The 26,403-nt window shown below is 59.7% G+C and carries 15 protein-coding genes; 7 read left to right on the top strand and 8 right to left on the bottom strand.

Annotated features, from left to right (window positions below):
• Position 1 precedes the first annotated feature (1 nt).
• Positions 2–922, bottom strand: a complete 921-nt coding sequence (locus SK47_RS16695) for a LysR substrate-binding domain-containing protein (RefSeq protein WP_023323646.1) — start codon at positions 920–922, stop codon at positions 2–4.
• Between the two features lie 215 nt (positions 923–1,137).
• Here SK47_RS16695 and SK47_RS16690 point away from each other — a divergent pair, with 215 nt between their 5' ends.
• From SK47_RS16690 to SK47_RS16670, 5 genes are all read left to right on the top strand, one after another.
• On the top strand, positions 1,138–2,469 hold the full coding sequence (locus tag SK47_RS16690) for an MFS transporter (RefSeq protein ID WP_023323645.1): 1,332 nt from the start codon (positions 1,138–1,140) through the stop codon (positions 2,467–2,469).
• A 36-nt stretch (positions 2,470–2,505) separates the two neighbouring features.
• A complete protein-coding gene (locus SK47_RS16685; protein WP_003862216.1) occupies positions 2,506–3,255 on the top strand; it encodes an SDR family NAD(P)-dependent oxidoreductase in 750 nt (249 codons plus the stop codon).
• A gap of 12 nt (positions 3,256–3,267) precedes the next feature.
• Entirely contained in the window at positions 3,268–4,113 is an 846-nt protein-coding gene (locus SK47_RS16680) for a transketolase (protein WP_022651707.1), read from the top strand.
• Complete coding sequence (locus SK47_RS16675) at positions 4,113–5,111, top strand: transketolase family protein (protein WP_045346167.1); 999 nt, start codon at positions 4,113–4,115, stop codon at positions 5,109–5,111. Before SK47_RS16680 ends, SK47_RS16675 begins: the two co-directional genes overlap by 1 nt.
• A 74-nt stretch (positions 5,112–5,185) precedes the next feature.
• A complete protein-coding gene (locus SK47_RS16670) occupies positions 5,186–5,917 on the top strand; it encodes a class I SAM-dependent methyltransferase (RefSeq protein WP_045343780.1) in 732 nt (243 codons plus the stop codon).
• Here the strand turns inward: SK47_RS16670 and SK47_RS16665 are convergent.
• Positions 5,914–6,516 (bottom strand): short chain dehydrogenase, encoded by a 603-nt coding sequence (locus SK47_RS16665; RefSeq protein WP_045343782.1) that lies wholly within the window; start codon positions 6,514–6,516, stop codon positions 5,914–5,916. The two genes, SK47_RS16670 and SK47_RS16665, sit on opposite strands and share 4 nt — an antisense overlap.
• A 97-nt stretch (positions 6,517–6,613) precedes the next feature.
• Between SK47_RS16665 and SK47_RS16660 the strand changes: the two genes are divergently transcribed.
• Both SK47_RS16660 and SK47_RS16655 read left to right on the top strand, forming a co-directional pair.
• The gene (locus SK47_RS16660) at positions 6,614–7,501 is read left to right on the top strand and encodes a LysR substrate-binding domain-containing protein (protein WP_048244800.1); all 888 of its coding nucleotides are present in this window, start codon (positions 6,614–6,616) and stop codon (positions 7,499–7,501) included.
• Between the two features lie 20 nt (positions 7,502–7,521).
• A complete protein-coding gene (locus SK47_RS16655; protein WP_023314694.1) occupies positions 7,522–8,703 on the top strand; it encodes an aminotransferase-like domain-containing protein in 1,182 nt (393 codons plus the stop codon).
• Positions 8,704–8,778: 75 nt separating this feature from the next.
• Here the strand turns inward: SK47_RS16655 and SK47_RS16650 are convergent, their stop codons facing one another.
• The 6 genes from SK47_RS16650 to SK47_RS16625 form a co-directional block, all read right to left on the bottom strand.
• A complete protein-coding gene (locus SK47_RS16650; RefSeq protein WP_022651701.1) occupies positions 8,779–9,126 on the bottom strand; it encodes a HigA family addiction module antitoxin in 348 nt (115 codons plus the stop codon).
• 10 nt (positions 9,127–9,136) lie between these two features.
• On the bottom strand, positions 9,137–9,436 hold the full coding sequence (locus tag SK47_RS16645) for a type II toxin-antitoxin system RelE/ParE family toxin (protein ID WP_015571638.1): 300 nt from the start codon (positions 9,434–9,436) through the stop codon (positions 9,137–9,139).
• A 250-nt stretch (positions 9,437–9,686) separates the two neighbouring features.
• Positions 9,687–10,886 (bottom strand): HlyD family efflux transporter periplasmic adaptor subunit, encoded by a 1,200-nt coding sequence (locus SK47_RS16640; RefSeq protein WP_003862224.1) that lies wholly within the window; start codon positions 10,884–10,886, stop codon positions 9,687–9,689.
• Positions 10,867–13,059: a type I secretion system permease/ATPase gene (locus tag SK47_RS16635; RefSeq protein WP_048244798.1), complete on the bottom strand. Its 2,193-nt coding sequence runs from the start codon at positions 13,057–13,059 to the stop codon at positions 10,867–10,869. The genes SK47_RS16640 and SK47_RS16635 overlap by 20 nt, the downstream gene beginning before the upstream one ends.
• Positions 13,056–14,459 carry a TolC family outer membrane protein gene (locus tag SK47_RS16630; protein WP_023295304.1) on the bottom strand — a complete coding sequence of 468 codons (1,404 nt, stop codon included), beginning with the start codon at positions 14,457–14,459 and terminating at the stop codon, positions 13,056–13,058. Before SK47_RS16630 ends, SK47_RS16635 begins: the two co-directional genes overlap by 4 nt.
• Before the next feature lie 82 nt (positions 14,460–14,541).
• Positions 14,542–25,965, bottom strand: a complete 11,424-nt coding sequence (locus tag SK47_RS16625; protein ID WP_048244796.1) for a BapA/Bap/LapF family large adhesin — start codon at positions 25,963–25,965, stop codon at positions 14,542–14,544.
• Between the last annotated feature and the right edge of the window lie 438 nt (positions 25,966–26,403).

Raw genomic sequence — 26,403 nt, 5'->3', positions numbered from 1 at the left:
GCTACAGGTGATACCCCGACAATCGCAACTCACGGTCAATCCACTCGACGAACTGCTGGATCTTCCACGCGCGTTCGTTCATGTGCGGCATCACCAGATGGTGCGCGTTGATGGCGATACCCATTTCATCAGGCAGCACCTGCACCAGCGAGCCATCCTTCAGGTGATCGGTAGCCATCATTTTGCTCTCCAGAATAAACCCAAGCCCCATGCGCGCCGCTTCAAAGCTCATGTAGGAGCGGTCGAAGCTGAGGCTGAAATTAAGCCAGGGCCTGTCGATATTGTGCCAGGCGAACCATTTCTCCCAGTTCACGAGAGTGCTGGTGGACGAGATAAGCGACTGTTGCAGCAGATCGGCGGGCGTGCTGATGGGATGCTCTTCTGCATAGTCCGGCGAGGCCAATACCACCAGCGTGTCGTTTTTAATGGTCATCACCCGGTAGGCGTCCCAGTCCGGAATACCGTGACGGATATCAATGTCGATATTATCTCTGGCGAACTGTAGGTTCTCATAGGAGCAGGTGAGATTGATGGTGATATCAGGATATTCGGCGCGGAATCTGCCCAGACGGCGCAACAGCCAGGACAGCCCGAAGGTGGGGGAAGAGTGCACGCGAAGCACAGCATTGTCTTTTTCTTTCACGATTTGATCGGTGGCGCGCCCGATGGCGCTCATCGCCGCCGAGACCTCCCGCAGATATTTTTCTCCCGTCGGGGTGAGTTGAACCCCTTTGCCGCTGCGGATAAATAATTTCTTGCCCAGCCACGATTCCAGCGACGCGATCTGGTGGCTTACCGCCGAAGGCGTGACGTTGAGCTGTTCCGCCGCCTGATGGATGCTCAGGGCGTTAGCAACGGCGATAAACGCCTGCAAATTTCTGAGCGAGGGCAGCGATAACGTCTGGCGATCCTGCGCGGACATGGCCTACTCCTTACACGATAATTGATAAAAAACATAACATTGAGACTGCGAGCGGGCAATTTTATCCCGATGTTATTTTTTTGAGCTGTATCGCGAATCAAATTTATCTCAGCAATAAATGAGCTTTATTGAATGGCGTTTCATGGGTGAGCCGATATATTGACGTTGAACGCAATAATAAAACGACTCACGGTGTTCGAATAATGAGGTAAGTTATGTCTCGTATAGAACAAGCTGTCCCCTACATAAAGACTAAAAAAACCAATTACCGTTTCGTTGTGCTGGCATTAATTTTTATTGTTTATGCCATTAACTATGCTGACCGAACAAATATTGGTGCAGTACTGCCGTTTATCATTGACGAATTTCATATCAATAATTTCGAAGCCGGTGCCATCGCCAGCATGTTTTTTTTGGGATACGCCCTGAGCCAAATTCCTGCGGGCTTTTTTATTGCCAAAAAGGGAATTCGCGGCATGGTGGCACTGTCGATATTCGGCTTCTCTGCCTTTACCTGGCTGATGGGCACCGCAACCTCAGTTCTGGGCCTGAAGTGTATCCGCCTGGGGCTGGGGTTAACAGAGGGGCCGTGCCCGGTCGGGCTGGCCTCCACCATCAATAACTGGTTTCCGCCAAAGGAGAAGGCCACGGCCACGGGCGTCTACATCGCCGCCACCATGTTCGCGCCCATCCTCGTGCCGCCGCTGGCAGTGTGGATCGCCATGACCTGGGGCTGGCGCTGGGTCTTCTTCTCCTTTGCGATCCCAGGATTGGTCATTGCCGTCCTGTGGTATCTGCTGGTACGCACCAGGCCGTCCGAGAGCGCATTCGTCTCGAAAGCGGAGCTGGAGACCATTACCGCCGGTCAGGAGACCCCGGACGCCAGACGGGAAAATATCGTGATTTCACCAGGCTTTGCACGCCTCGATCGGCTGATCCGCGTGCGGGAATTAGCCCCGGTAAGCACGGTAAAAGGGCTGTTTACCTCGAAGAATATTCTCGGCGACTGCCTGGCCTATTTTATGATGGTCAGCGTGCTGTACGGACTGTTGACGTGGATCCCGCTCTATCTGGTGAAAGAGAAAGGCTTTACGTTTATGAGCATGGGGCTGGTCGCCAGCATGCCGTGCATCGGTGGATTTATCGGTGCGATTTTTGGCGGCTACGTCTCCGACAAACTGCTCGGCCGCCGACGTAAACCGACCATGATGTTTACAGCCATCAGCACCGTTTTAATGATGGTTATTATGCTGAATATTCCGCAAAGCACCGTCGCGGTTTGCGTCGGGTTATTTTTTGTCGGCCTCTGTCTGAATATCGGCTGGCCCGCTTTTACGGCTTATGGAATGGCTGTTGCGGACAGTAAAACCTATCCGATTGCCGCGTCCATTATCAATAGCGGCGGTAATCTCGGCGGATTTGTTTCCCCGATGCTGGCAGGTTATCTGCTGGATAAAACAGGTAGTTTTAATTCCGTGTTTATTTATTTCGGTATTTGCGCAGCCATTGGCTTAATAATGATTATGCTGCTGGAAGAGCCGAAATAAAACATTAAATCTCTCTTGTCCTAATGGAGTAAATGTATGCTACTGAAAAATAAAGTCGCCGTTATTACCGGCGCGGCTTCCGTACGCGGTTTGGGTTTCGCTACGGCGAAATTATATGCTGAACAGGGTGCGAAAGTGGTGATTATCGATTTAAACGCTGAAGCCAGCCGGGCTGCCGCCGCGAGCCTTGGCGACGAACATCTGGGCCTTGCGGCGAACGTCAGCAATGAATTACAGGTTAATGCCGCCATTGAGCAGGTGCTGGGGAAATACGGGCGCATCGATATTCTGGTGAATAACGCCGGCATAACTCAGCCGATCAAGCTGATGGATATCAAACGCGAAAATTACGATGCGGTGCTTGACGTCAGCCTGCGCGGCACGCTGCTAATGTCCCAGGCGGTTATTCCCACTATGCGCGCGCAAAAGTCGGGCAGCATCGTCTGCATTTCATCGGTATCGGCCCAGCGCGGCGGCGGCATCTTTGGCGGCCCACACTACAGCGCTGCAAAAGCGGGTGTGCTGGGGCTGGCAAAAGCCATGGCGCGTGAGCTGGGGCCCGACAATGTGCGCGTAAACTGCATCACGCCGGGTCTTATCCAGACGGACATTACCGCAGGCAAGCTGAGCGATGAGATGAAAACGTCCATTCTGGCGGGCATTCCGCTTAACCGCCTCGGAGACGCGCAGGATATTGCCCGCGCCGCGCTGTTCCTCGGCAGCGACCTCTCTTCTTACTCCACCGGTATCACGCTCGACGTGAACGGCGGGATGCTGATCCATTAAGGAGATACGACGATGACGGATACCACAGTTCAACAGGTTGCCGCCGCGGCCTGGCGCATTCGCCGCTACGCGCTGCGCATGGGCGAAGTGCAGGGGCAGGGCTACATCGGGCAGGCGCTGGGCTATGCCGATGTGCTGGCCACCGCGTTTGCCCACGGGATGAACCTTAAGCCGGGCGAGCCGGAGTGGGAGGGGCGTGACCGTTTTTTGCTCTCTCACGGCCACTACGCCATTGCCTGTTACGCCGCCCTGATTGAAGCGGGGATCGTTCCTGAAGAGGAGCTGGAGACCTACGGCGCGGACGACAGCCGCCTGCCGATGTCCGGCATGGCAACCTACACGCCGGGCATGGAGATCTCCGGCGGTTCGCTGGGGCAGGGCTTAAGCATTGGCGTTGGCATGGCGCTGGGGCTGAAGCGCAAGCAGAGCGCGGCATGGGTCGTTAACTCCATGTCGGACGGCGAGCTGGACGAAGGGTCAACCTGGGAAGCTGCGATGTCGGCGGCACATCACGGCCTGTCGAACCTGATCGTGCTGGTGGACATTAACCGCCAGCAGGCGGATGGCAACTCGCACGCGATCCTCGGCTTTGAGCCGCTGGAAGATAAATGGACCTCCTTCGGCTGGTACGTGCAGCGCGTCAACGGCAACGATGTCCCTTCACTGGTAACGGCGTTTGATAACGCCAAACGCTACCCGGAAAACCAGCCGCGCGTCATTTTGTGCGACACGCTGATGGGCAAGGGCGTGCCGTTCCTCGAAAAGCGTGACAAGAACCATTTTATTCGCGTGGATGCTGACGAGTGGCAAAAGGCACTCGCCGTGCTGGATGCCAACAAACCTGAAGGAGTGCTGTAATGAGCCAGACCACGGAGAAAAAACCGCGTTTAACCACGTCGGCGATGATTGCCTCTATCGCGGAAGAGGGCCAGGAGACGCGAGCCGCACCGTTCGGTCACGCGCTGGTGAAGCTGGCGGAACAGCGACCGGAGATCGTCGGCATGACGGCGGATCTGTCGAAGTACACCGATCTGCATATTTTCGCTCAGGCCTACCCGGAACGCTTCTTTCAGATGGGCATGGCCGAGCAGTTGTTAATGGGGGCCGCGGGCGGCATGGCGAAAGAGGGTTTTATTCCTTTCGCCACCACCTATGCCGTCTTCGCCACCCGCCGCGCCTACGATTTTATCCATCAGGTGATTGCTGAAGAGCACCTGAACGTGAAGATCTGCGCGGCGCTGCCGGGGCTAACCACCGGTTACGGGCCGAGCCACCAGGCGACGGAAGATATTGCGATTATGCGCGGTATTCCGGGCATGACGATTATCGATCCCTGTGACGCAATCGACACCGAACAGGCGGTGCCGGCGATGGCAGCGCACGATGGCCCTGTCTATATGCGCCTGCTGCGCGGCAAGGTGCCGGTGGTGCTGGACCAGTACAACTACCAGTTTAAGATTGGCAAAGCTGCGCTGCTGGAAGAGGGGAACGATGTCCTGATCGTCGCCTCAGGCCTGATGACCATGCGTGCGCTGGAGGCGGCGAAGCAGCTGCGTAAGGATAACGTCAGCGTGGCGGTGCTGCACTCGCCCACCATTAAGCCGCTGGACGAAGAGACGATCCTGGCGCAGGCTGCGAAGCCGGGACGGCTGGTCATCGTGGCGGAAAACCACAGCAGCGTAGGCGGGTTGTGCGAAGCCGTCGCGTCGCTGTTGATGCGCAACCGCGTGAACGTGGATTTCGATACCGTCGCGCTGCCGGACGCGTTCCTTGATGCGGGCGCGCTGCCCACCCTCCATGACCGCTACGGGATCTCAACCACAGCCATGGTGGAGAAAATCCGGCGCAGGCTGTGATTTATAAGACGGATACGTTGTCAACGGGCGAGGGGTGCTTTACCCTCGCCACTGTTGCGATAAAGGAATCCGTTATGGCACAAAACATCTACGACAACCCGGCATTTTTTGAAGGCTATGCCCAGCTTCCGCGCTCGGTTCAGGGCCTGAACGGCGCGCCGGAGTGGCCCGCGCTCAAGGCAATGCTGCCAGATTTAACCGGTAAAGCGGTTGTCGATCTCGGCTGCGGCTACGGATGGTTCTGTCGCGCAGCGCGCGAGCTGGGCGCGTCTGACGTCACGGGTGTTGATATTTCAGAAAAAATGCTCGCCCGCGCGGCTGAACTGACTGATGACAATCGGATTCACTATCAGCGTAGCGATCTGGAATCTCTTCAGCTTCGCGAAAACAGTCTCGATCTGGTCTACAGCTCGCTGGCGCTGCACTATCTGCCGGAACTGGACGCGTTATTCGCCAGGGTGCAGCGTGCGCTTAAACCCGGCGGCAGCCTGGTCTTCTCGATGGAGCACCCGATTTATACCTGCGCCACCCGTCAGGGCTGGCTCACCGACGACAGCGGTGAGCGGTTCTGGGGCGTGAACCATTATCAGGACGAAAGCCAGCGCGTCAGCAACTGGCTGGCGGACGGGGTAATCAAATACCACCGCACGCTGGGTACCACGCTTAACGCGCTGATCAAGGCCGGATTGACGATAAGCGAAGTCAATGAGTGGGGACCAACGCAGACGCAGGTTGACGCCTGGCCCGCGCTGGCCGAAGAGGCGGAACGCCCGATGCTGGTGCTGATCGCCGCCCGTAAGGCTTAATAGCCGACTTTATATACCCGCCCGCTCTGTACCCCTTCCACGCTGCGGCGGTAGGCCTGCGCAACGGTCGCAGCGGGAACGCTTTCAAACCCGGGGAAGAAGCCATCATATGCTTCGGCGGATTCGGTCAGCACCGTCGGGCTGATCAGGTTAATGCGGATCCCGCGCGGCAGTTCACAGGCCGCGGCGCGCACAAACCCTTCCAGCGCCGCATTCACCGTGGTGGCATTGACGCCCTGAGCAATCGGCTCGTGAGCCACAATGCCGCTTATCAGCGTAATCGAGCCGCCTTCGTTCAGGTAGTGCTGGCCGGTCAGCGCCAGACGAATCTGCCCCAGCAGCTTATCCTGTAAGCCCCAGTTGAACTCGCCGTCGGTCATGGTTGCGAGCGGGCCGAAGTGTACCCCACCGCTGGCGGAGACAATCGCATCCACCGGGCCGATCTTTTCGAACAGCGCCTGTACGCTCGCCTGCGAGGTGATATCCACCTGATGGTCGCCCTGCGTGCGACCCACGCTGATCACCTCGTGACGACGGCTTAGCTCTTCTGTCACAGCACGACCGACCGTACCGCTGGCACCAATAATGACGATTTTCATAGCAGACTCCTTATGTTGTGAGCCTTCATTCTTTAATAAATAAAAATTCAGATAAACTGGGTTGATGTTAGAAGATTGCTAACCAGAGGTTCGGAATATGGATAAGCTTCGCGGCATGGAGACGTTCATCGCGGTGGTGGAAAGCGGCAGCTTTACCGGCGCGGCGGCCCGGCTGGAGATGTCGGCGGTGATGGTCGGGAAGTATATTACGCAGCTGGAATCGCAGCTCGGTACGCGGCTGCTGGAGCGCAACACCCGTCGCCAGAGCCTGACGGATGCCGGACGCGTTTATTTCGAAGAGGCCAGGCGCGTGCTGGAGCAGGTCTCGATTGCTGAAAACGCGGTTGAGCGCCTGCGAGCCACACCCGCCGGCACCCTGCGCGTGACAGCGCCCACCTCGTTTGGCGGCTGCGTTATCGCGCCTCTGACGGCCACGTTTTTGCAGCGTTACCCGGAAGTGCGCATCGAACTGGATCTCACCAACCGAATGGTTGATCTGGTCGAGGAAGGGGTCGATCTGGCCATTCGTATCGGTGAGATCCGTAATGAGGACCTGGTGGCGAAATATCTGTGTCCCTACAACATGGTGATCTGCGCCGCGCCGGATTATCTGGCGCGTCACGGTACGCCGCAAACGCCAGCCGATCTGGTGGATCACCTGTGCCTGTCGCACACGGTATGGACGGCGCGTAACGAGTGGCGGCTGCCGGGTGTGGAAGGCGAAGTGCGCTGGAAGCGTGATGCCGTCTTACGATGCAATGACGGCTACGGCTTACGCATGGCGGCGCGAGCCGGGGCGGGACTCCTGCTGCAACCGGAAGTGCTGGTGGCGGAAGAGCTGGCGAGCGGCAGGCTGGTTCGGGTTCTGGAAGCGTTTACGCCCGCGCCGAGGCCGGTGCATTTACTGTGGCGCCAGGATTTGCGGCCGCTGCCTAAGCTAACGGAATTTATTGCCCATATTCTGCTAAGATTGGGCACAATATAAAAAAAGAAGGTAAGTAAAGAATGTCTGCAAACAAACTCGCCAGCAGCGCGCAGGGCCTGCAATCCTCTGCCATCCGTGAATTATTAAAACATAGCAAAATGGCAGGCGTGATTTCGCTGGGTGGCGGTATTCCAAATCCGGACCTGTTCGATCATGAAGGTTTAAAAATCGCCGCTGATGCCGTGCTGTCTCAGCATTTTGGCGAAGCATTCCAGTACGGTCTGACGGAAGGCGTCCCGGGGCTGCGCGAAGAGATCCAACGCATCTCTGAAGGTCGCGGCATCGCCTGTAAAGCCGATGATGTGGTCATTACTTCCGGCTCGCAACAGTCGCTTGACGTGCTGGCGCGGGCGTTAATCAACCCGGGCGATACGGTCGTCGTGGAGCGGCCTACCTACCTCGCCGCGTTGCAGGTCTTTGGCCTGGCGCAGGCGAAATTTGAATCCGTCGGTACCGACGGCGACGGCATGAAAGTGGATGAACTTGAAGCGCTGGTGGCAACTAAAACCATCAAAGCGGTTTATATCGTGCCAACCTTTGGTAACCCGGGCGGCGTGACGCTCTCCGAAGCGCGTCGTAAACAGCTGGTGGAATTATCGAAGCGCTATGACTTCGTGATTATCGAAGACGACCCGTACAGCGAGATCAACTACACCGACGAAGCGTTCCGCCCGCTGATTGCTCATGCCAAAGATATCGGCAATGAGGATAACGTGGTGTACACCTCCACCTTCTCTAAAATCCTCGCGCCGGGCACCCGCGTGGGCTGGGTGCTGGTGCCGGAGTGGCTAAAGCGCGCGGTAGTGAACCTCAAGCAAACCACCGATCTGCACACCAGCACGCTGTCGCAGCTGATGACGTACGAATATCTGAAAACCGGTCGTCTGGCGAATCAGATTAAAATGATCCGCGAAGCCTACCGCCAGAAATACCAGACCTTTGCCAGTGAACTGGAAGCGGAGCTGGGCGATGTGATGTCGTTCCACAAGCCAAAGGGCGGCATGTTCCTGTGGGCGAAAATGAATAACGGCATCAATACGACGAAATGGCTGGAAAAAACGTTGAGCAACGGCGTCGTGTTTGTGCCGGGTGAGTTCTTCTACTGCAACGAGCCGGACCACACCACGCTGCGCATGTCTTTCGTTACCCCAACGGATGAGCAGCTTAAAGAAGCGGTTCGACGCCTGAGAATTTCCCTGTAACCGGATGCGCATAATGGCAGATGCCGTTATGCGCCGTTCCCGTGTCGGGTAAGCGTATTGCGTGGCGCGGGCGGATCAGGCGACGTCCGGCTTGCCGGATTTTCGCTTCGCCATGACTTCCGCAACGGTTTTTATCCGGCTTAACTCCTCCTGCGTGCGGGAGTTAGATTGCGCTTCCCAGATATCAACGTTTAGCTGTAAGTTCAGCCAAAATTCAATAGTGGTATTAAAGGCTTTTGCCAGTTTGATCGCCATATCGGCAGTAAGTTTGCGATTGTTATTGACCAACGCGCTTACGGTATTGCGGTGTACATTTAGCATCTCTGCCAGATCGTTGATTTTCAGATTGAGCGGTTCAAGATACTCATACTGCAACACCTCGCCCGGCGTGGTGGGTTTGCGGAGTGCCTGTTGAAGTGTCATAGGTGATGCCTCACTTGTGTTGCGTGTACTTGTGTGGAGAGAGATAGAGATCGTCTGCTTTTCCCTCTGACCAGCGAAATACAAGCCTGTATTGTCTGTTTACCCGGATAGAGGAGTATCCCTTCAACGGAGGACTCAATGCTTCATACATATTGCCCGGTGGCGATCGTAAATCCAGGTGCGACATGGCCGCATTGATGATGTCGAGCTTTCTTGCAAGCGCTGTTTCCAGATTCAAAGGAATAACATTGCTCGATCTCCCGTAGAGAAAAAAATCCTCAAGCCATTGATCCCGAAAATGATTAATCATAATGCTGGTAAGCTCCAGTCCTTGAAGCTGAGTGGATATTAATGCACTCCTGCACTGTGCGCAAGTGCGTTTTGTCTGCGAGTAATATTACCCTGGTCATGGCTGAAGGGAAGTGTGATGCATGACTAAAGGTTAATTCTTCGAGGCGGATTCCACGTCTTGCGTGCGGATTAATGCCCGGCGGCGCTGCGCTTGCGCGGGCCTGCGAGAATGTAGGCCGGGTAAGGCGCAGCCGCCACCCGGCGTTTGACTACCGCTCCCTCAGCGCCTCCTTCGCCCGGTTAAACGGTTTGATCATATAATCCAGCACCGTTTTCTCTCCGGTCTTAATATCCACCGTCGCTATCATCCCCGGCACGATCGAGAAGTGCCTGCCCGCCTTATTCACCAGATAATCCTGGCTGGTACGGATAAATACCCGGTAATAGAACACCTCCGGCTTCGCTTCGTCCTGAATGGTGTCCGGCGAAATGGTCTCCACCACCCCGTGCAGCCCACCGTAAATCGCGTAATCGTAGGCAGTGATTTTCACCAGCGCCTCCTGATTAGGGTGGATAAAGGCGATATCCCGCGGCGAGAGGCGGGTTTCAATCAGCAGGTGATCGTCCACCGGCACAATCTCCATTAACTCGCCGTTGGGCGGTATGACGCCGCCGATGGTGGTCACCTTGATGTTTTTCACGATCCCGCGCACCGGAGACTTCACCGTCAGGCGGGTAACGGAATCCTCGCGGCCTTTCAGGATCGCTGACACCATATCCACCTCGGCGTTGGCCTTCGACAGCGCTTCACGGGCCTGCACGTAATACTGGGAACGGACGTCAGTGAGCTTCAGCTCCAGGTCGCTTTTCTGCCGTTGCAGGCGCAGCACTTCCACGTGGCTGGCGGCCCCGGTTTTCACCAGCCGCTGGGTGATCGCCAGTTCTTTGTTCGCGAGATCTAACGCGGCGCGCAACTCCCGCTGGGTATCCTCCAGCTGGGCGCGGCGCGAGTTGTAGAGCCGCGTTTCAGCGGCGGTCAGGTCGGTCCATTTCGCCAGGGACGGCGGGAATTTGAGCGGCAGATCGTTCACCTCGGCATACAGACGCGCGCTGGAGGCCAGCGACGCGCGGTAACGCGCCGCGCTTTCGCCGACGTTAGATTCCGAGCGGGTAGGATCCAGCCGCGCCAGCACCTGTCCGGCCTGCACCTGATCCCCTTCGTGCACGTTCAGCTCGGTGAGGATCCCCCCATCCAGCGACTGCAACACCTGCTCGCGTGAGCTGGGGATCACTTTACCGGTCCCGGTTGAGACTTCGTCCAGCACGCCGAACCACGCCCAGACGCCGAGCACCACAAACATCACCAGGGAGAAGAAAACAATGCGCCGGGCGCCGGTATAACCGCTTTCGGAGTCGAGCGCGTTATCCAGATCTTCTACTGCGGCAACGTCACGCTGACTGATTTTCATTTTTCCACTCCCGTCCGGTTGCCTGCTGCTGTTGCTGCATACGGCTGTTGTTCAGCGCCTGGGCTTTTGGCGCGTCCATCACCAGCATGCCATCTTTGAGTACCACCACGCGCTCCACCAGCTCCAGCACCGGCACGCGGTGGGTCGCGACAACCAGCGTGCGGTTGCCGAGCCACGCCCCGAGACGTTGAATAAATTCCCGCTCGGTATGTTCATCAAGGGAGGCGGTCGGTTCATCCATCAGCACGATATTCGGGTCGCGCAGCAGCATCCGCGCCAGCAGAATAGACTGCCGCTGCCCGCCGGACAGCCCGACGCCGTTCTCCATAATCGGGTAATCCAGCCCCTTTGGCAGCTTCTGCACAAAGCTGGCCGCGCCGCACATCTCCAGCACCTCGAAGATCTCTTTATCGGTGGCGCGCGGCATGCCGAGCGTGATGTTCTCGCGCAGGGTGCCATAAAACAGCCGGGCGTTTTGGGTCATAAAGCCGACGTTTCTCCGCACGTCAGCCACGTCCAGATGCGGCAGGCTGAGGTTGTCGAGCCGCAGTTCACCACCCGCCAGATCCATCCCGCCCGCCATCGCCTGCAACAGGGTTGATTTGCCCGCGCCGTTGCGCCCGAGGATCGCCACTTTTTCGCCCGCTTTGATCTCCAGGCGGTTAATGCGCAGCGCCATGCGGGGATCTTCCGGGTGATAGCGGAACTGCGCCTGCTCGAAAAGATAGTGGCCGCGCAGCACGTCCTGGCGGATCGGTGTCTCTTCGCGCTGGTTCTCGGTCGGCAGCTGCATAATGCTGTCCAGCCCCTCTTTGGCCGCCTTCACCTGCTGCCAGCGGGCCAGCACGCCGCATAGCGTCGCCATCGGGGCGATCATCCGTGAGGCGAGCATCGAGGCGGCCACCACCGAACCGGTGGTTAAGGTGCCGTCGATCACCATCGGCGCGCCCACCACGATCACCCCGGCATAGACCAGGCTCTGAATGGTCATCCCCCAGCTGATCAGGTTCTGCGTCAGTTCGCGGGTGCGCAGGCCGGATTCGGCGGTGATCTGGATATAGCTGTTCCACTGCTGCAAAAAGCGGTTCTCTGCCTGCATCAGCTTGATGTCCTCCAGCCCCTGCACGCTTTCCACCAGCACCGCGTTGCGCAGGGTTGATTCATGCGCCGACTGCTTCGCCAGCTCCGCCAGCTTCTTTTGCAGCAGCAGGCCAGGCAGGACCATGATCACCGCCGCCACCGGAGCGATCCACGCCAGCTGCGGCGCGATGATCGCCAGCACAATCACAAACAGGATAAAAAACGGCAGATCGACGATGGTGGAGATGGTGGAGGAGGTGACCATCTCGCGGATCTGCTCCAGCTCGCGCAACTGGGAGATAAAGCTGCCGGTGGATCGCGGAATGGCGCTGTGGCGCAGCCGCAGCGCGTGGCCGAACACCCGATCCGAGACGCGCAGATCCGAGCGTTTGCCCAGCAGATCCATAATGTGTCCGCGCGCCACGCGCAGCACAAAGCCAAACAGCGTGGCGATCAGCACCCCGATAGTCAGCACATAGAGCGTCGGATAGGACTGGGCGGGGATCACCCGGTCATACACCTGCATGGAAAAGACGATGCCCGAGAGGGAGAGCACGTTAATGAACAGTGCAGCCAGCATCACCCAGCTGTAAGGGCGAAGGTCGCGCATCACCAGCCGGTAGAGCCAGTCCGGGCGGTATTTTGAGATATAGGCATCCACGCGGCTGTCCTTCAGCGCCGCCAGCGGACGCAGGGCGATGACGTGGCGGATGGCAGGCAGCATCGCGCTCATCGACAGGCGGTTGGTGTGCGTGCTGTCGTCGAAAAAGCTGACCTCCAGCGTATCCTCGCCGTCGAAATTGTCGATGACGCCGATTTTTCCGTCGTTCAGCTCCACCACCACCGGCAGACGCCAGCTGTTGATGGACTGCTGATCGGCCGTCAGCAGCTGGAATGTCAGCCCGGCTTCACGGGCGAGCTGCGTCAGCGCGGGCACCATCGGTTTGCCTTTCAGCCACGGCGCGCCTGCGACGAGCGAGCCTGGCGAGCAGGCAACGCGATAGCGCGTCGCCACGTAGCCAAACGCCTGCGCCCACTGCTCTAGCGCCTCATCCGTCATGTTTTCACCCTGCGGGATATCGCGTTGCTTCATGGCTGGATCTCCACGGTCTGGATGGTGCGGTTTTCAAGATCGAACGCGTGACGCAGGCGCCCGGTGTTGTACAGACAGTTGAGCTGAAGCTGATGCAGCTGTCCGGCGGTTTGCTGTTGGGTAAAGCGCGCCTGATACACCTCCTGCTCGGCGTTGAGCACGTCGAGCAGCGGGCGGGAACCAAGATCGAGATACTGCTGCTGATACAGCTCGCGGGTGCGGGCGCTGAGCGCTTCCTGACGGCCCTGGATCTGAAGCGTGCTCATCAGGCTCATCACCTGGCTGCGCGCTTCCAGCAGTTTTTGCCGCACCTCAAGACGGGTGCGCTGGATGGTGGACTGGGCGGATTCCACCGCGTGTCCGGCGGCGTTACGCCGGGCAGTGAGGCCGCCACCCTGATAGAGCGGCATTTGCACTTTAACCCACGCGGAGTACTGGGTGCGGTCCCGCGTTTCGTTGCCCGCGTAGCGGTCGTTCAGGTAGTGACGAACTTCCGGCTCCAGAGAAACGGTAGGGGTCATTTGCGCGTTGGCATAATCGAGATTTGCCTGCGCGACGTTGGCCTGCGCCCAGGCCGCTAATACCGAGGGCACCAGACGATCGTCCGGCTCGGCGATGTCGCAGCTGCGGGCCAGGCTTTGCGGAAAGTCATTGCTGACCGCGTTCAGGCTGTCCCAGCCCAGCAAGCTCATCAGCGTGGCGCGCGAGCTGTCGAGGCTCGCCTGATACTGCATCAGCTGCGCACGCGCCCCTTCGATACGGGCATCGGTCTGGACCACGTCAGAGAGTGACGTTGCGCCTTCATCATTACGTTGTTTCGTCAGGGTGCCGATGGAGGACAGGGCATCCAGCTGTTCTTTGGCGGTCTCGACCATCTGCTGCCAGGTCTGCACCTGCACCATGGCGATGGCGGTATCGTGGGCGATGGTGTCGATGCTCACCAGCACGTTGGCCTGCTGCTGGGCGACGCCCGCGTTTTCGGCGCGCACCTGGCTTGCGACTTTGCCGAAGTCGTACAGCATTTGCGAAAGAGAAAGCACCAGCGAGGGGGTAAAGCCATTATCGTCGCCGTCGTGGCTATAGCCGTTATCCATGCCAGCGTTAATTTGCGGATAATATTTCGATTTAGCGACGTCCACATTTTCGCTCTGCTGATAAAGTTTGCCGACGGCTTCACTGATAGCCGGATGCCAGGTCACGGCGCGGTTAACCGCTTCATTCAGCTGTAGCGTGCCGGGGGCGGCTTTGCTGGCTACGGGCGCCACGCGGCCATTTAAAGAGGGGAGTTCCTGCGTTTCGCTTAATTGTCCGGTATTAATCATCGCCGCAGGGTTTGCCGCGATAGCGGGCACAGATATCAGGCAGCACGAGAGCCACCAGTAAGGCATCTTCTTTCCCATGTCTTGTCCCTAATAAAAAAGTACTGCTTTTTTGTTTATGCCCGGGCGCTGCGCGCGCCCGGGTCATTTCTTGCAGGTGCTATCAGGTAATGATGTGTTGCTGGTTTACAAGCTCGTCGTAGGTGGTCTGAACATTGTCCAGCGTAACGAGTGTAGATTTAGTGTAGGCGGCTCCCGTGCCGTCACGGTCGATGGAGATCACAGTATTGTTACCGCTTTGTGAAACAGAGACATAGTTCCCCAGCGTCGACGCGCTACCGTTCCACCCCACCAGCAGATCGCCAATGTCGATCTTGTCTCCCTGCGTGAGGGAGAAGTTCGTCCAGTGGTCGCCCGTGCTGTTACCTGCGGTGGCGTTACCCGCCGTGTTGTTCAACACCTGATAAATCAACGTGTCGCCGTAGGCCGTACCGCTAATCACATCGTTATGCTCCGAACTGACAAATTTCGGCGCCATGTCAATGGTCAGCGACGCGGTATCTTTAACACCGTTGGCATCGGTCAGGGTGTAGTTAAAGACCTCCTTGCTGGTAATGGTAGAGAGCGAGATACCCGGGTTGAGGGTGTAGGTGTAACTGCCGTCAGCGGCAATCGCCAGCGTCCCGTAGTGGCCCGTGATGTTTGACATCGTGCTGCCGGTGTACGGATCCAGCGTAGTGGTAACGCCGTCGTAGCCGGTAATGCTCACGCGGGTATCAACCGAGTGGAGCTGGTCCATCGCCCCTGCGGAGTCGGTGCCGTCGAAGATATTGCCGTCAACGGTGTGGGTACCCGTCGCGTCGAACTGCGACAGCGAGTAGCTGGTGCCGGTCACGCTTGGGGTGATGGTGATATTTCCTACCCCCAATGGCCCCATTTTGCCCGTATAGCTCAGCGTATAGGTTCCCGCCTCCAGATCGAGACCCGTCAGGTTGATGGTCGCCGTGCCGCCCAGCAGTAACCCACCGTTAAACGAGCCGGTTCTGACGGTGGTTGCGCCGTTGGACAGCGTCCAGTCCACCGTTAACCCGGTAAGCGTCAGCAGCGAGGCGACGTTAAACGACAGAACCACGTTATGCAGCGCGGTATTAGGATCCACCACGAAGGTCCCGCTCCCGCTGCCCTGGGTTGAGGCAAGCAGCGCAGCGTTCCAGCTCGCCGACCCGACCGTCGTATCGGAATAGGCGGCCGTATGGTGAACCGACGTGACGTCCATCGCGGTGCTGACATCGTTTACCGCATCCATTGGGCGCGCGGTTGGGGTGATGTTCAACGATGCCGTGTCTTTCGAGCCGTCAGGCGCGGTGATGGTGTAAACGAAGGTATCCGGCGTGCTGATATGGTCCGCGCCGACCCCGCTGTCCAGGGTGTAGGTGTATTCCCCGGCCGCGTTGATCCGCAGCGTACCGTACTCGCCGGTGATCTCCGTCAGGCCGCTGCTGTTCACCGCCACGCCGTTAACGTCGGAGACCACGGTACCCGCTGGCGCAATATCATCCGCCAGCACATCCCCGGTGGTGCTCTCGCTCACGCTTGCCACGCTGTAGACATGATCCTGCAAGACGTTCAGCGTGTAGGCCGTCAGCGCGGTGATCCCCGCCGCCGTATTGAGCAGGAACAGGTACTCGCCAGCGGGCAGGTTCAATGTCAGCTGCGGGGAGGTGCCGCCCAGCAGCGGCGCGCGCAGCCAGCCGGGTTCAACGCGCATCTGCTCGAAGGTCTGTGTCGCATTGTTGAACTTATAGATGTAAAGGTCGAACACCGAGGCCAGCGCGACGCCGCCCACGGACGCCTGAACGGTCATGGTACGGGTGGTGCCTTCTTCCACGTTATAGATGATCGGGTTGGCCAGATCGTCCAGCAGGTTCAGCCCCAGCGTATTGCCAAGGTTGATCCCCACCAGGGTAAAGCCGCCCTGCGACGAGGTGCCGTTGTTGATCGCCTCCACGGTGGTATCGAAGGTCAGCGAGGCGGTATCGTCCACGGCCACGATACCGCTGCTGCTGGTGCCTTCGCCCAGCGACAGCACCAGATTTGCCGAGGCGCTGGTGCCGTTGTGGGTGATGGTGTAGGTAAAGTTCTCCGTGCGGCCAATGACGGCGGCGCTGGTGTTGGTCAGGTTATAGGTATAGCTGCCGTCCAGGTTGATGGTCAGCGTGCCGTACTGCCCCTGAATCACCGTGCCGTCAGCCGTAACGCTGGTGGTGGTGCCCTGGGCGTTGGTGACCGCAGTGACGGTGGTGCCCGCCGGGGCGTTGTCGCTGCCTGCGGTTGGATCCACGTCGGTGATGACGTTACCGACAATGTTGGTTTCGCCGGACACGGTGCCTGCGCTGGTCTCTTTCACCGCCACATCGAGGCTGGTGTAAGAGCCGGTTGCCAGCAGGTTAGTGTTGTAGCTCAGGACGCGATACTGACCATCCGCCAGACCGGTCAGGTTCAGCGACACCCCCGTCGCGCCGAGGGTCAGCAGGTCAGCGAACTGCGGCTGTCCGGTATCGACCACGGTGGTCCAGGTGTTGTTGGCGGCGTCAAAGCGCTGTACCACCAGCTCAAGGGTATTGAGCAGGGAAAGAACGGCACCCGTGGCGTTGGCGTTCACGGCAATATCCGCACTGCCGCCGTTGCCGACGGTGAAACCTACCTGCGCGGTGTCGTTGCCGAGCAGCGTCAGCACGTTACCTACGGCGCCCACCAGCAGGAAACCATAGTCGCTGTACTGCGAGTTGGTCACCGTTGCGGTGGTCGTCAGCGCCAGCTCTTCAACGTTGGTGCTGGCAGAGAGCGGCACCACCGGCGCAAGGGCTGAGCCGGGCAGCGAGACGTTCCCTGCCGCATCGGTGGCGGTGATTTGCAGCGTCTGGCCTTCCGTCTGTTTATTGAGGAAGGTGTAGCTCCAGGATCCGTTGCTGTCTGCCGTGGCGGTGACCGTTGAATTGTCCGCCAGACGGATGGTGACGGTGCTGCCCGCTTCGGCGCTACCGGTCAGTACGCTGCCGTCTGCGTTGAAGGTCCCGGTTGGAGCCGTTGGCGCAGTGAGATCGACAATGACGGTGGTCGACGTGGAAATCGGGCTGGTGCCCGAGCCGTTGCTCGCCGTGGCGGTGAAGGCATGTGGCCCTTCGCTCAGCACCGGCGTGGTGAAGCTCCAGTTGCCGCTGGCATTCGCGGTGACCGTGCCCATCAGCACCCCGTTGTTATAGAGGGTGATGGTCGCGTTCGGCTGCGCCGTGCCGCTCAGGGTTGGCGTGGTGTCATCGGTGGTTTTCCCGTTGGTCAGGTTGCCCGTCACCGTGCCGACGTTATCGTCGATGTTAGCGATAACCGGCGCGTTCGGGATCGTGGTGATCGGGGCAATCACGGAGGTGGTGATACCCGCGTTACCGGCCTTATCGGTAGCAAAGACAATCAGTGACTCCCCGCCGGTCTGTGGAGGGGTGAGGGTGGCGCTGAAGTTTCCGCTGCCGTCCGCAACGGCTGTGCCAAGCACGGTTCCGGTGCTGCTGGTGATGGTGACGGTACTTCCCGCTTCCGCCGTACCGGTAACCTGCGTCCCGTTGGTGATCACCGCCAGCCCGGTTGGGGCTGCTGGCGGCGTCAGGTCAACATTGATCGTGATAATCGGCGATGGCGCGCTGGTATTGCCCGCGGCATCGGTGGCGGTGGCGGTGAAGCTATGCGCGCCTTCGATCAGCGTGGTGCTGGTTTGCGGCAGCGTCCAGTTGCCGTTGGCATCGGCGGTAACGGTTCCCACCAGCGTCGTGCCGTCGTAAATACGTACGGTGGCATTGGCTTCCGCCGTGCCGTTTAAGGTCGGACGGGTGTCGTTGGTTGGGTTGGTGCCGGTGACAGGGCCGGTGACGGTTCCCACATCATCCACAATCGAGGTGATTGCCGGTGCGACAGGGGCGGTGGCATCCACATTGATGGTGTAACCCCCGGTCTGCGCGCTGGCGTTGCCCACGGCGTCGGTGGCGGAGAAGGTCAGATTATGCGGCCCGTCAGCCAGCGGGGTGGACGGCGTAAAGCTCCACGCGCCGCCGGTGGCGACCGCGGTGCCAATCTGTACCCCATTGTCGTAGATGGTTACCGTCGCGCCGGCTTCTGCCGTACCGGTGAGCGTTGGTCGTGCATCGTTGGTTAACCCGCCGTTGGCGACAGGCGTCGCAGCATTACCGACGTCGTCGGTGACACTGGTCAGCACCGGTAGGGCTGGCGGCGTGGTGTCAATGATCAGGCTGAAGTCGGCGGACGGCGCGCCGGTGTTACCCGCCTGATCCGTTGCTTCTGCGGTAAAGGTGTGTGACCCGGTGCCCAGCGGCACGGTGATATCGACGGTCCAGTTGCCGTTAGCATCGGCAGTACCGGTGCCCACCAGCGTAGTGCCCTCGTAGATATTCACGGTGGCCAGCGGCTCGCTGGTCCCCACCAGCCGCGGGAGAGGATCGTTCGTGGTCTGGCCGGAGCCAATCGCCCCGGTGATGGTGCCAACATCGTCTATCGCCTGGGTGATAACCGGCGCGGCAGGCACAGTTGTATCCACAACCAGCGTAAAGCCCGGTGAGGCAGGACTGATGTTGCCCGCGGCATCGGTTGCCGTGGCGGTCCAGGTGTGGCTGCCGTTTGCCAGCGTGCCGGTAGTAAAGCTCCATACGCCGTTGGCATCAGCCACGGCGGTGCCCACCGGCTGACCATTCTCATAGATGGTAATGGTCGCGTTGGCTGCCGCGGTGCCGTTCAGCGTTGGCGTGGTGTCGTCTGTGCTTTGTCCCGAGGCGACCGGGCCCAGCACGGGACCGGCATTGTCGGTGGCAGGGGTAAAGACCGGTGCTTCGGGCACCGACGTATCCACCGTCAGGTTGAACGGTGGCGAGGTGACCCCGGTATTGCCTGCGGCATCGGTGGCGTTAAAGGTAATGGTATGCGGCCCTTCACCCAGCGCGGTGGTCGGCGTGAAGGTCCAGTTACCCTGGGCGTTGACGACCGCCGTGCCGATTTCCACATCATCGACAATAACGTGCACCGTTGCGCCCACTTCCCCCGTACCGTTGAAGGTTGGACGGGTGTCGTTGGTGGAACCGTTGCTGGCGATGATTCCCGTTCCCGGGCTGACATCGTCTATCACCGTGGTGACCACCGGGGCCGCAGGGCCAGTGGTATCCACCGTAAAGGCGAACACTGGCGAGTTGGCGGAGACGTTTCCGACATCATCGCTGGCGTTTACGCGCAGGTTATAGGTCCCGTCCGTCAGGACCGGATCCGGCGTAAAGGTCCAGTTACCGTTGCCGTCGACCGTAGTGGTACCAATCTCCACGCCGTTATTCAGAACGTGAATAGTGGTGCCCGCCTGGCCGGTGCCGCTCAGGGTTGGCGTGGTGTCATTGGTCACCTGCCCGGCGGTAAGCGGGCCGGTTACACCACCCGGGGCGTTGTCGCTGACCGTAACGATCGTCGGCACCTGTGGCGCAGTAAGATCGATTTCGACGCTCCAGGCGTTGGACGGCTGGCTGACGTTGCCCTGCGGATCCGTGGCTCTGACGGTAAAGTCATGCGTCCCTTCGCCGAGGGCGGTTTCAGGAGTAAATGTCCAGGCGCCGGTACCGTCTGCTGCCACGGTACCAATCTGCGTGGTGCCATCAAAAATGGCGACGACGCTGTTCGGCTCAGCGGTACCGGTCAGGGTTGGCGTGGTGTCGTTGGTTGGATCGCCGCTTGGAACAGGCGTTGCCGCATTGCCTGCGTTATCCGTCACGCTGGTAATCACCGGCGTGGTGGAGACGGTGTCGACCACAATGGTGATCCCGGCCGACGGGGTGCTCTCATTGCCTGCCGGATCGGTGGCGGTCACGGTCAGGGTGTGGCTGCCGTCGTCCAGCGCAGGCGGCGTGTAGCTCCAGGTGCCAGTCGGACCGACAATAACGGTGCCCAGCGGGTCGCCGTCATCGTACACCGTAATGGTGTCCCCGGCCGTGCCTGTCCCGGTCAGGGTAGGACGGTTGTCGTTGGTACTCTGCCCGTCGGCGATTGGCCCGGTGATCGGACCTACGTCATCGGTCACCGCACCGATGGCTGGCGCTGTCGGGGCGGTAAGGTCGACGGTGACGGTCGCGACAGGCGACTGCCCGCTGGTCGCGCCGGTGGTGGTGTTAGTGGCGGTCACGGCGAAGGTGTGTGGCCCTTCCGTCAGCGGCAACAGCGGCGTGTAGCTCCAGTTGCCGTTGGTATCCGCAACAACGTTAGTCAGCGGAACCAGCACCCCATCCTGATAAATGGCGATCACGCTGCCCGGATCGGCGGTGCCGGTAAGGGTAGGCGTGGTGTCATTGGTGGTTTTATCTTTCACGTCGCCAGTGACAGGATCGACGTCATCGTTGATCGCCGTAATCACCGGCACCGCAGGCAGATCGAGCGGGGAGTCCGGCACGTCAAAGGTGGTTGACGGGCTGGCATTGCCTGCGGGGTCCGTGGCGATCAGCGTCAGCGTCGCGGCATCCAACTGGGCCGGGGAGAGGGCAATGGAGAAGGAGCCTCCCGTCGCGACCCCGGTCCCGATGATATTGCCGTTGGCGTCACGAACCGTCACCGTGGTTCCGTCATCCGCCGTCCCGGTCAGCGGGGTGCCCTCCGCGGCAATGGTCATATTCGTTGGCGTTGCAGGCGGCAGGGTATCCACCGTCACGCTGAGATCGCCGGAGCTGGCGGAGGTATTCCCCGCCGCGTCACTCGCGACCACTGAGAAGGTATGCGGCCCCTCGGTGAGCGCAGGGTCGGCGGTCCAGGACCATGTCCCGTTCGGCTGAACCTCCACGACCACCGGCGAGGCGACACCATCAACGGAGACGGTGACGCTCGAACCCGGCTCGCCAATCCCGGTGAGGGTTGGCGTACCGTCGCGGGTGTAAAGCACGCTGTTGGTCAGCTGGCTGTCAGAGACGGCGTCAATTTGCGGCACGGTTGGCGCCTGCGTATCAACCTCCACCGTAAAGACCGGACTTACCGGGCTAACGTTACCGGCATCGTCCACCGCGGCGACGGTGATATTCAGCGGGCCGTCGGTTTGTGTCGGCAGGGTATAGGACCATTCATTATTGACGACTTCTACGCGCGCGACTTCCACGCCGTTGTTGTAGATGATCACCGTCTCGCCGGTGGTGCCGGTTCCGCCGATGCCTGGCGTAGTGTCGTTGGTAGACTCGCCATTCTGCACGCCACCAATGGCACTGATAACCGGAGTATCCGGGGCGAGGGTATCGACCGTTATCGTGATACCGGCTGATGGCACAGATTCATTCCCGGCTTCATCGGTGGCGGTCGCCGTGTATTCGTGCGTCCCTTCGCCAATGTTGCTCTCAGGACGCCAGCTCCAGTTACCGTTACCGTCCACCGTAACGCTGCCCACGGCCTGCGGCTCGCCTGTACCCACCTGGTCATAGATGGTAATGACGTCATTCGGCGTACCGGTGCCACTCAGGACCGGACGCGGATCGTTGGTGGATTCGCCATCCAGCACGGGTCCGGTGATCTGGCTTACGCTGTCTGTCACCGTTGGGGTTCCCGGTTGGGCAGGCGCGTCAGTATCAATGGTAATGGTCACCGGCGTGGACGGCGCGCTTTCGTTCCCGGCGCTGTCCTGGTTAGTGACCGTCAGGGAGAGATCGTAGGTGCCGTCAGGGAGCGGATCATCCGGCGTCCAGCTCCAGTTACCGTCGCCATCGATCTCGGCTTCACCAATTTTAGTAGCGCCATCGTAAATGTTCACGATATCCCCCGGCGTGCCCGAGCCGCTCAGGGTTGGCGTGGTATCCCGGGTGGTCTCCCCTGGATTCAGGGCCGTCCCCGGCGTGCCGCCGTCCGGGTTGACGGTGATCTCAGGAATATCCGGCGTTGCAGGCGCGGTCGTGTCGATCGCCAGTTCAAACGGCGGCGAAATGGTGGTGTTACCCGCCTCATCCGTTGCGTGGACCGTCAGCGAGTGCGGGCCGTCCGTCAGCGGCGTGGTTGGCGTAAAGCTCCAGCCGCCGCTGCCGTCGAGCACCGCCGTGCCGAGCAGGGTGGTTCCGTCATAGATCGTGATGGTGGTGCCGTCCGGTGCGGTTCCCTGCAACTGCGGCAGCGTGTCGTCGGTGGTGTCCCCGCTGTTAAGCGGAAGCTGCACGGGCCCCACGTTATCGGAGACGGTGTCAATGGTGGCCGCTGGTGGCGGGGTGGTATCGACGGTAAGGGTAAAGCCGGCTGATGGTGCGCTGGCGTTACCGGCCGCATCGCTCGCGACGACGGTGAACGTATGCTGCCCGTTCACTAATGGGGTAGCAGGTGTGAATGTCCATGCGCCACCGCTGTTAACAACGGCAGTACCAATATCCTGTCCGTCCAGGCGGATCGTCACGGTGGAGCCCGGCTCACCGGTACCGTTCAGCGTCGGGAGCGTGTCGTTGGTAGTTTCATTGGTGTCGAGCGCACCCGTGCGGCCCGGTACGTCATCAATGACCTGCGTAATGGCCGGCGCGCCCGGCGCGGCGGTATCCACCGTGATGCTCCAGGTGTTCGATGTCCCGCTGAGGTTATTATTGGCGTCAACCGCCGTCGCCGTCAGCACGTGCCCGCCGTCCGGTAGCGCGGTTTCCAGCGTGATGGACCACTGACCGTTCGCCGAAACCAGCGCGGTGCCAAGCACGGTAGTACCGCTGTAGAGGGTGATGGTGGTGCCAGGCTCGCCCGTTCCGTTGATGGTTGGCGTGTTGTCGTTGGTGAGACCGTTCTGGCTGACAGGACCGGTGACGCCTGGGGCATCATCCACCACGCCCGTGATGACCGGGGTTTGTGCCGCGGTGATGTCCGGCGCGTCAAACGGCGCGGTCGGGCCGGTGTTTCCGGCGGTATCGGTGGCATCGGCGGTCAGGGCTTCGCCGTTGGCTTTCGGCGGGATCAGTTCAACGCTGAAATTCCCCTGATCGTCGGCGACCGTTTCCCCGACCTTCACGCCATTTTCACGGATGGTGACGGTGCTGCCCGGCTCGGCTGTACCGGTTACGGTGGTGCCGTCGGCAGAGATCACCACGTTTTCCGGCGCCAGCGGTGGGGTGCTGTCTGGCGCGTCGGCAAAGCCAGACGGGCTGGTGTTACCGCTGCCGTCGGTGGCCGTCACTTCAAGGGCTTCGCCGTTGGTCTGGGCTGGCGAAATCGGGATGGTGAAGGTGCCGTCCGGGCCGGCGGTGGCCTGGCCGATGATCGTACCGTCCGGCGCTTTAATGATAATCGTGCTGTTTGGCTCGGCGGTTCCGCTGACGCTGGCCCCGTCTTCCGCCACCACCAGGTTGCCCGGTGCGGCAGGTGGGGTGATATCCGCTGCGTTGACCAGCGCCGGTGAGCTCTGGTTGCCTGCGGCATCGGAGGCGACCACGGAGATAATCTCGCCGTTGGTCTGCGCAGGGTTCAGGTTGACGACATAGTTGCCGTTGCTGTCGGCAGTGGCGGTCCCGATTTGCAGCCCGGCATTGTTGGTGATGACGATTTTACTGCCCGGCTCGGCGGTACCGGTGATCTGGGTGCCTGCGGAGTTGAGCGTCGCAACCGGCATGTCTGGCGGCGTAAGATCGACGGTAAAGTTGATCGGCTGAGACAGACCGCTCTGGTTGCCTGCCGCATCGGTTTCCCGCAGGGTAATCGAGTGTGCGCCTTCTGCCAGTGGACTCGTCGGCGTGATGCTCCAGGTGCCGTTCGGCAGAACGGTGGTGGTGCCGATAACAACGCCGTTATCGTAAACCGTGATCGTGCTGCCCGGTTCGCCTCTGCCCGTCAGACGTGGCTCTGAGGCATCGGTAAACTGCCCGGCACCGATCGCTCCTTTCAGTACGCCCGTGTCGTCGTTAATGATAAACCCGGAAGGCGTTTGCGGCGCGGTGACATCTACCGTGACGGTAAAGACCGGCGAGGCTGGGCCAGTGTTACCGGCGACGTCGGTGGCGCGCACGGTAAGCTGGTGGCTGCCTTCGCTCAGGTTCACCGACGGCGTAAAGCTCCAGCTTCCGTTGCTGCCCACAATCGCTGTGCCAATAGCAATGCCGTTATCATAGATGGTGATCGTCGAGCCCGCTTCCGCCGTACCGGTGAGCTGTGGCCGTGGGTCGTTGGTGCTGCTTCCACTCCCGAGTGTGCCGGTGCCAGGCGCAACATCATCGGTGATGCTGACGATCGCTGGCGCGCCAGGCGCGACGGTATCGACCACGAAGCTTACCGCCGTGGACGCCGGGCTAGTATTGCCTGCGGCATCGGTCGCGGTGGTGGTAATGGCGTGGTTGCCTTCAGACAGGTTGGTCGACGGGGTAAAGCTCCATTTCCCGGTGGCATCGGCTGTGGCGGTGCCAATCGGTTTCCCGTTGTCATAGAAGGTAATGACGGTGCCGGCTTCACTGATGCCGCTGAAGGTCGGGCGGGCATCGTCCGTGCGTTGTCCGTTGCTCAGCGGGCCTGTTTCGGCGCCTACGTTATCATTGACGGTGACAATCTCCGGTGCATCCGGCGCGGTTAAATCCGGTGCCGTGACCTGAACGCCCGGGCTGGTATTGCCGGACGGATCGGTGGCGGTAGCGGTGATCTGTTCCCCGTTGGTGAGCGGCGTACCCAGATCAATCGTAAATTTCCCGTCGCTACCCGCTTTGCCCGTTCCGATGGTGTTGCCATCGGCATCTTTCAGGGTAACGGTGCTGCCCGGCTCAGCGGTACCGGTGACGGTTTTGCCGTCAGGGGAGACCTCCAGATTGGCCGGGGCATCCGGTGCGGTGAGATCCGGTGCCGTGACCTGACCGCCCTGGCTGGTATTGCCGGATGGATCGGTGGCGGTGGCGGTGATCTGTTCCCCGTTGGTGAGTGGCGTACCGAGATCAATCGTAAATTTTCCGTCGCTGCCCGCCTTGCCCGTTCCGATGGTGTTGCCATCGGCATCTTTCAGGGTAATCGTGCTGCCCGGCTCAGCGGTACCGGTGACGGTTTTGCCGTCAGGTGAGACCTGTAGATTGGTGGGGGCATCCGGAGGCGTGGTATCTGGCTCGGAAGGATTTCCCGGATTGCCGGGATTCGGGCTGTTGTTATCGTCATCTCCGCCACCTCCACCGCCGGTTCCCGCCGCAATGGCAATCCCACCTGCGACGGCCAGGCCACCCAGCACCCAGGGCCACGCAGCGGCGCCGCCGGCATCACTCCCTGACGCCGCCAGTAATGCATCGGTGGAGGCGATGGATTCATAGGTTGCGGCACCGGTTGGATCTTCAATCCACCACAGCGCACCGTCGCTCTCCTCAAGCACCAGCTGGCTCACGCCCTGCGCGTCGGTGACGTAGAAATTCTTGAGGGTAATCACTTCGCCCGAGTTGAGGGTAATCACCAGATCGTTTCCGCTGCGGGAGTAACCTGAGATGTCGGCGCGATCCACGTTAAGTTTAACGATTGAGGAGTGATCGAGTGTTATCTGTGTCCCTTCCGTGGTCGTTTCCACGCCAGTTAATTTAGATATAACAGATATTTGGCTCATACAATTATTACTCCAGCTGAGTGATTGGTTACGGCGTGTAAAACAAAGCCATCGTTTCTGAAGAGACGAACGCGCTCCCGGCGAAAATACTGTTTAATAAACAGGATTTACCGTTACTTTCTTTAGCGCGACCGATGCCCGCCAGGATTAAAAGTGGCAACCTCAGGGCAAAGCTAATTATTTACACAGGAAATAGTTGTTTATTTATATGTTTGCGATTTATAAGCCTTATTATTTGTGCAGGTATTGATTTATTTCGTTATGAAAATGATATAGCTATAAATGTCTGAATATGCAAATTAAGTGTTCGTAAACCCAGTACGGCTATTGCAGGGGCGATTAATTGATAGCGTTAATATATTTCGTTAGCTATGAGGGCTCGTGGGTAAAGGGTTTTGGCGTTAAAGGTGCAACCCTTAAAACGCTGCTGGTGGGGCG

Origin of the sequence: Enterobacter sp. BWH52 (assembly GCF_001037565.1) — a bacterium.
Taxonomy (GTDB): Bacteria; Pseudomonadota; Gammaproteobacteria; order Enterobacterales; family Enterobacteriaceae; genus Enterobacter; species Enterobacter hormaechei_C.
The sequence above is the reverse complement of the archived record's forward strand: the minus strand, read 5'-3'. Positions and strand labels throughout refer to the sequence as shown.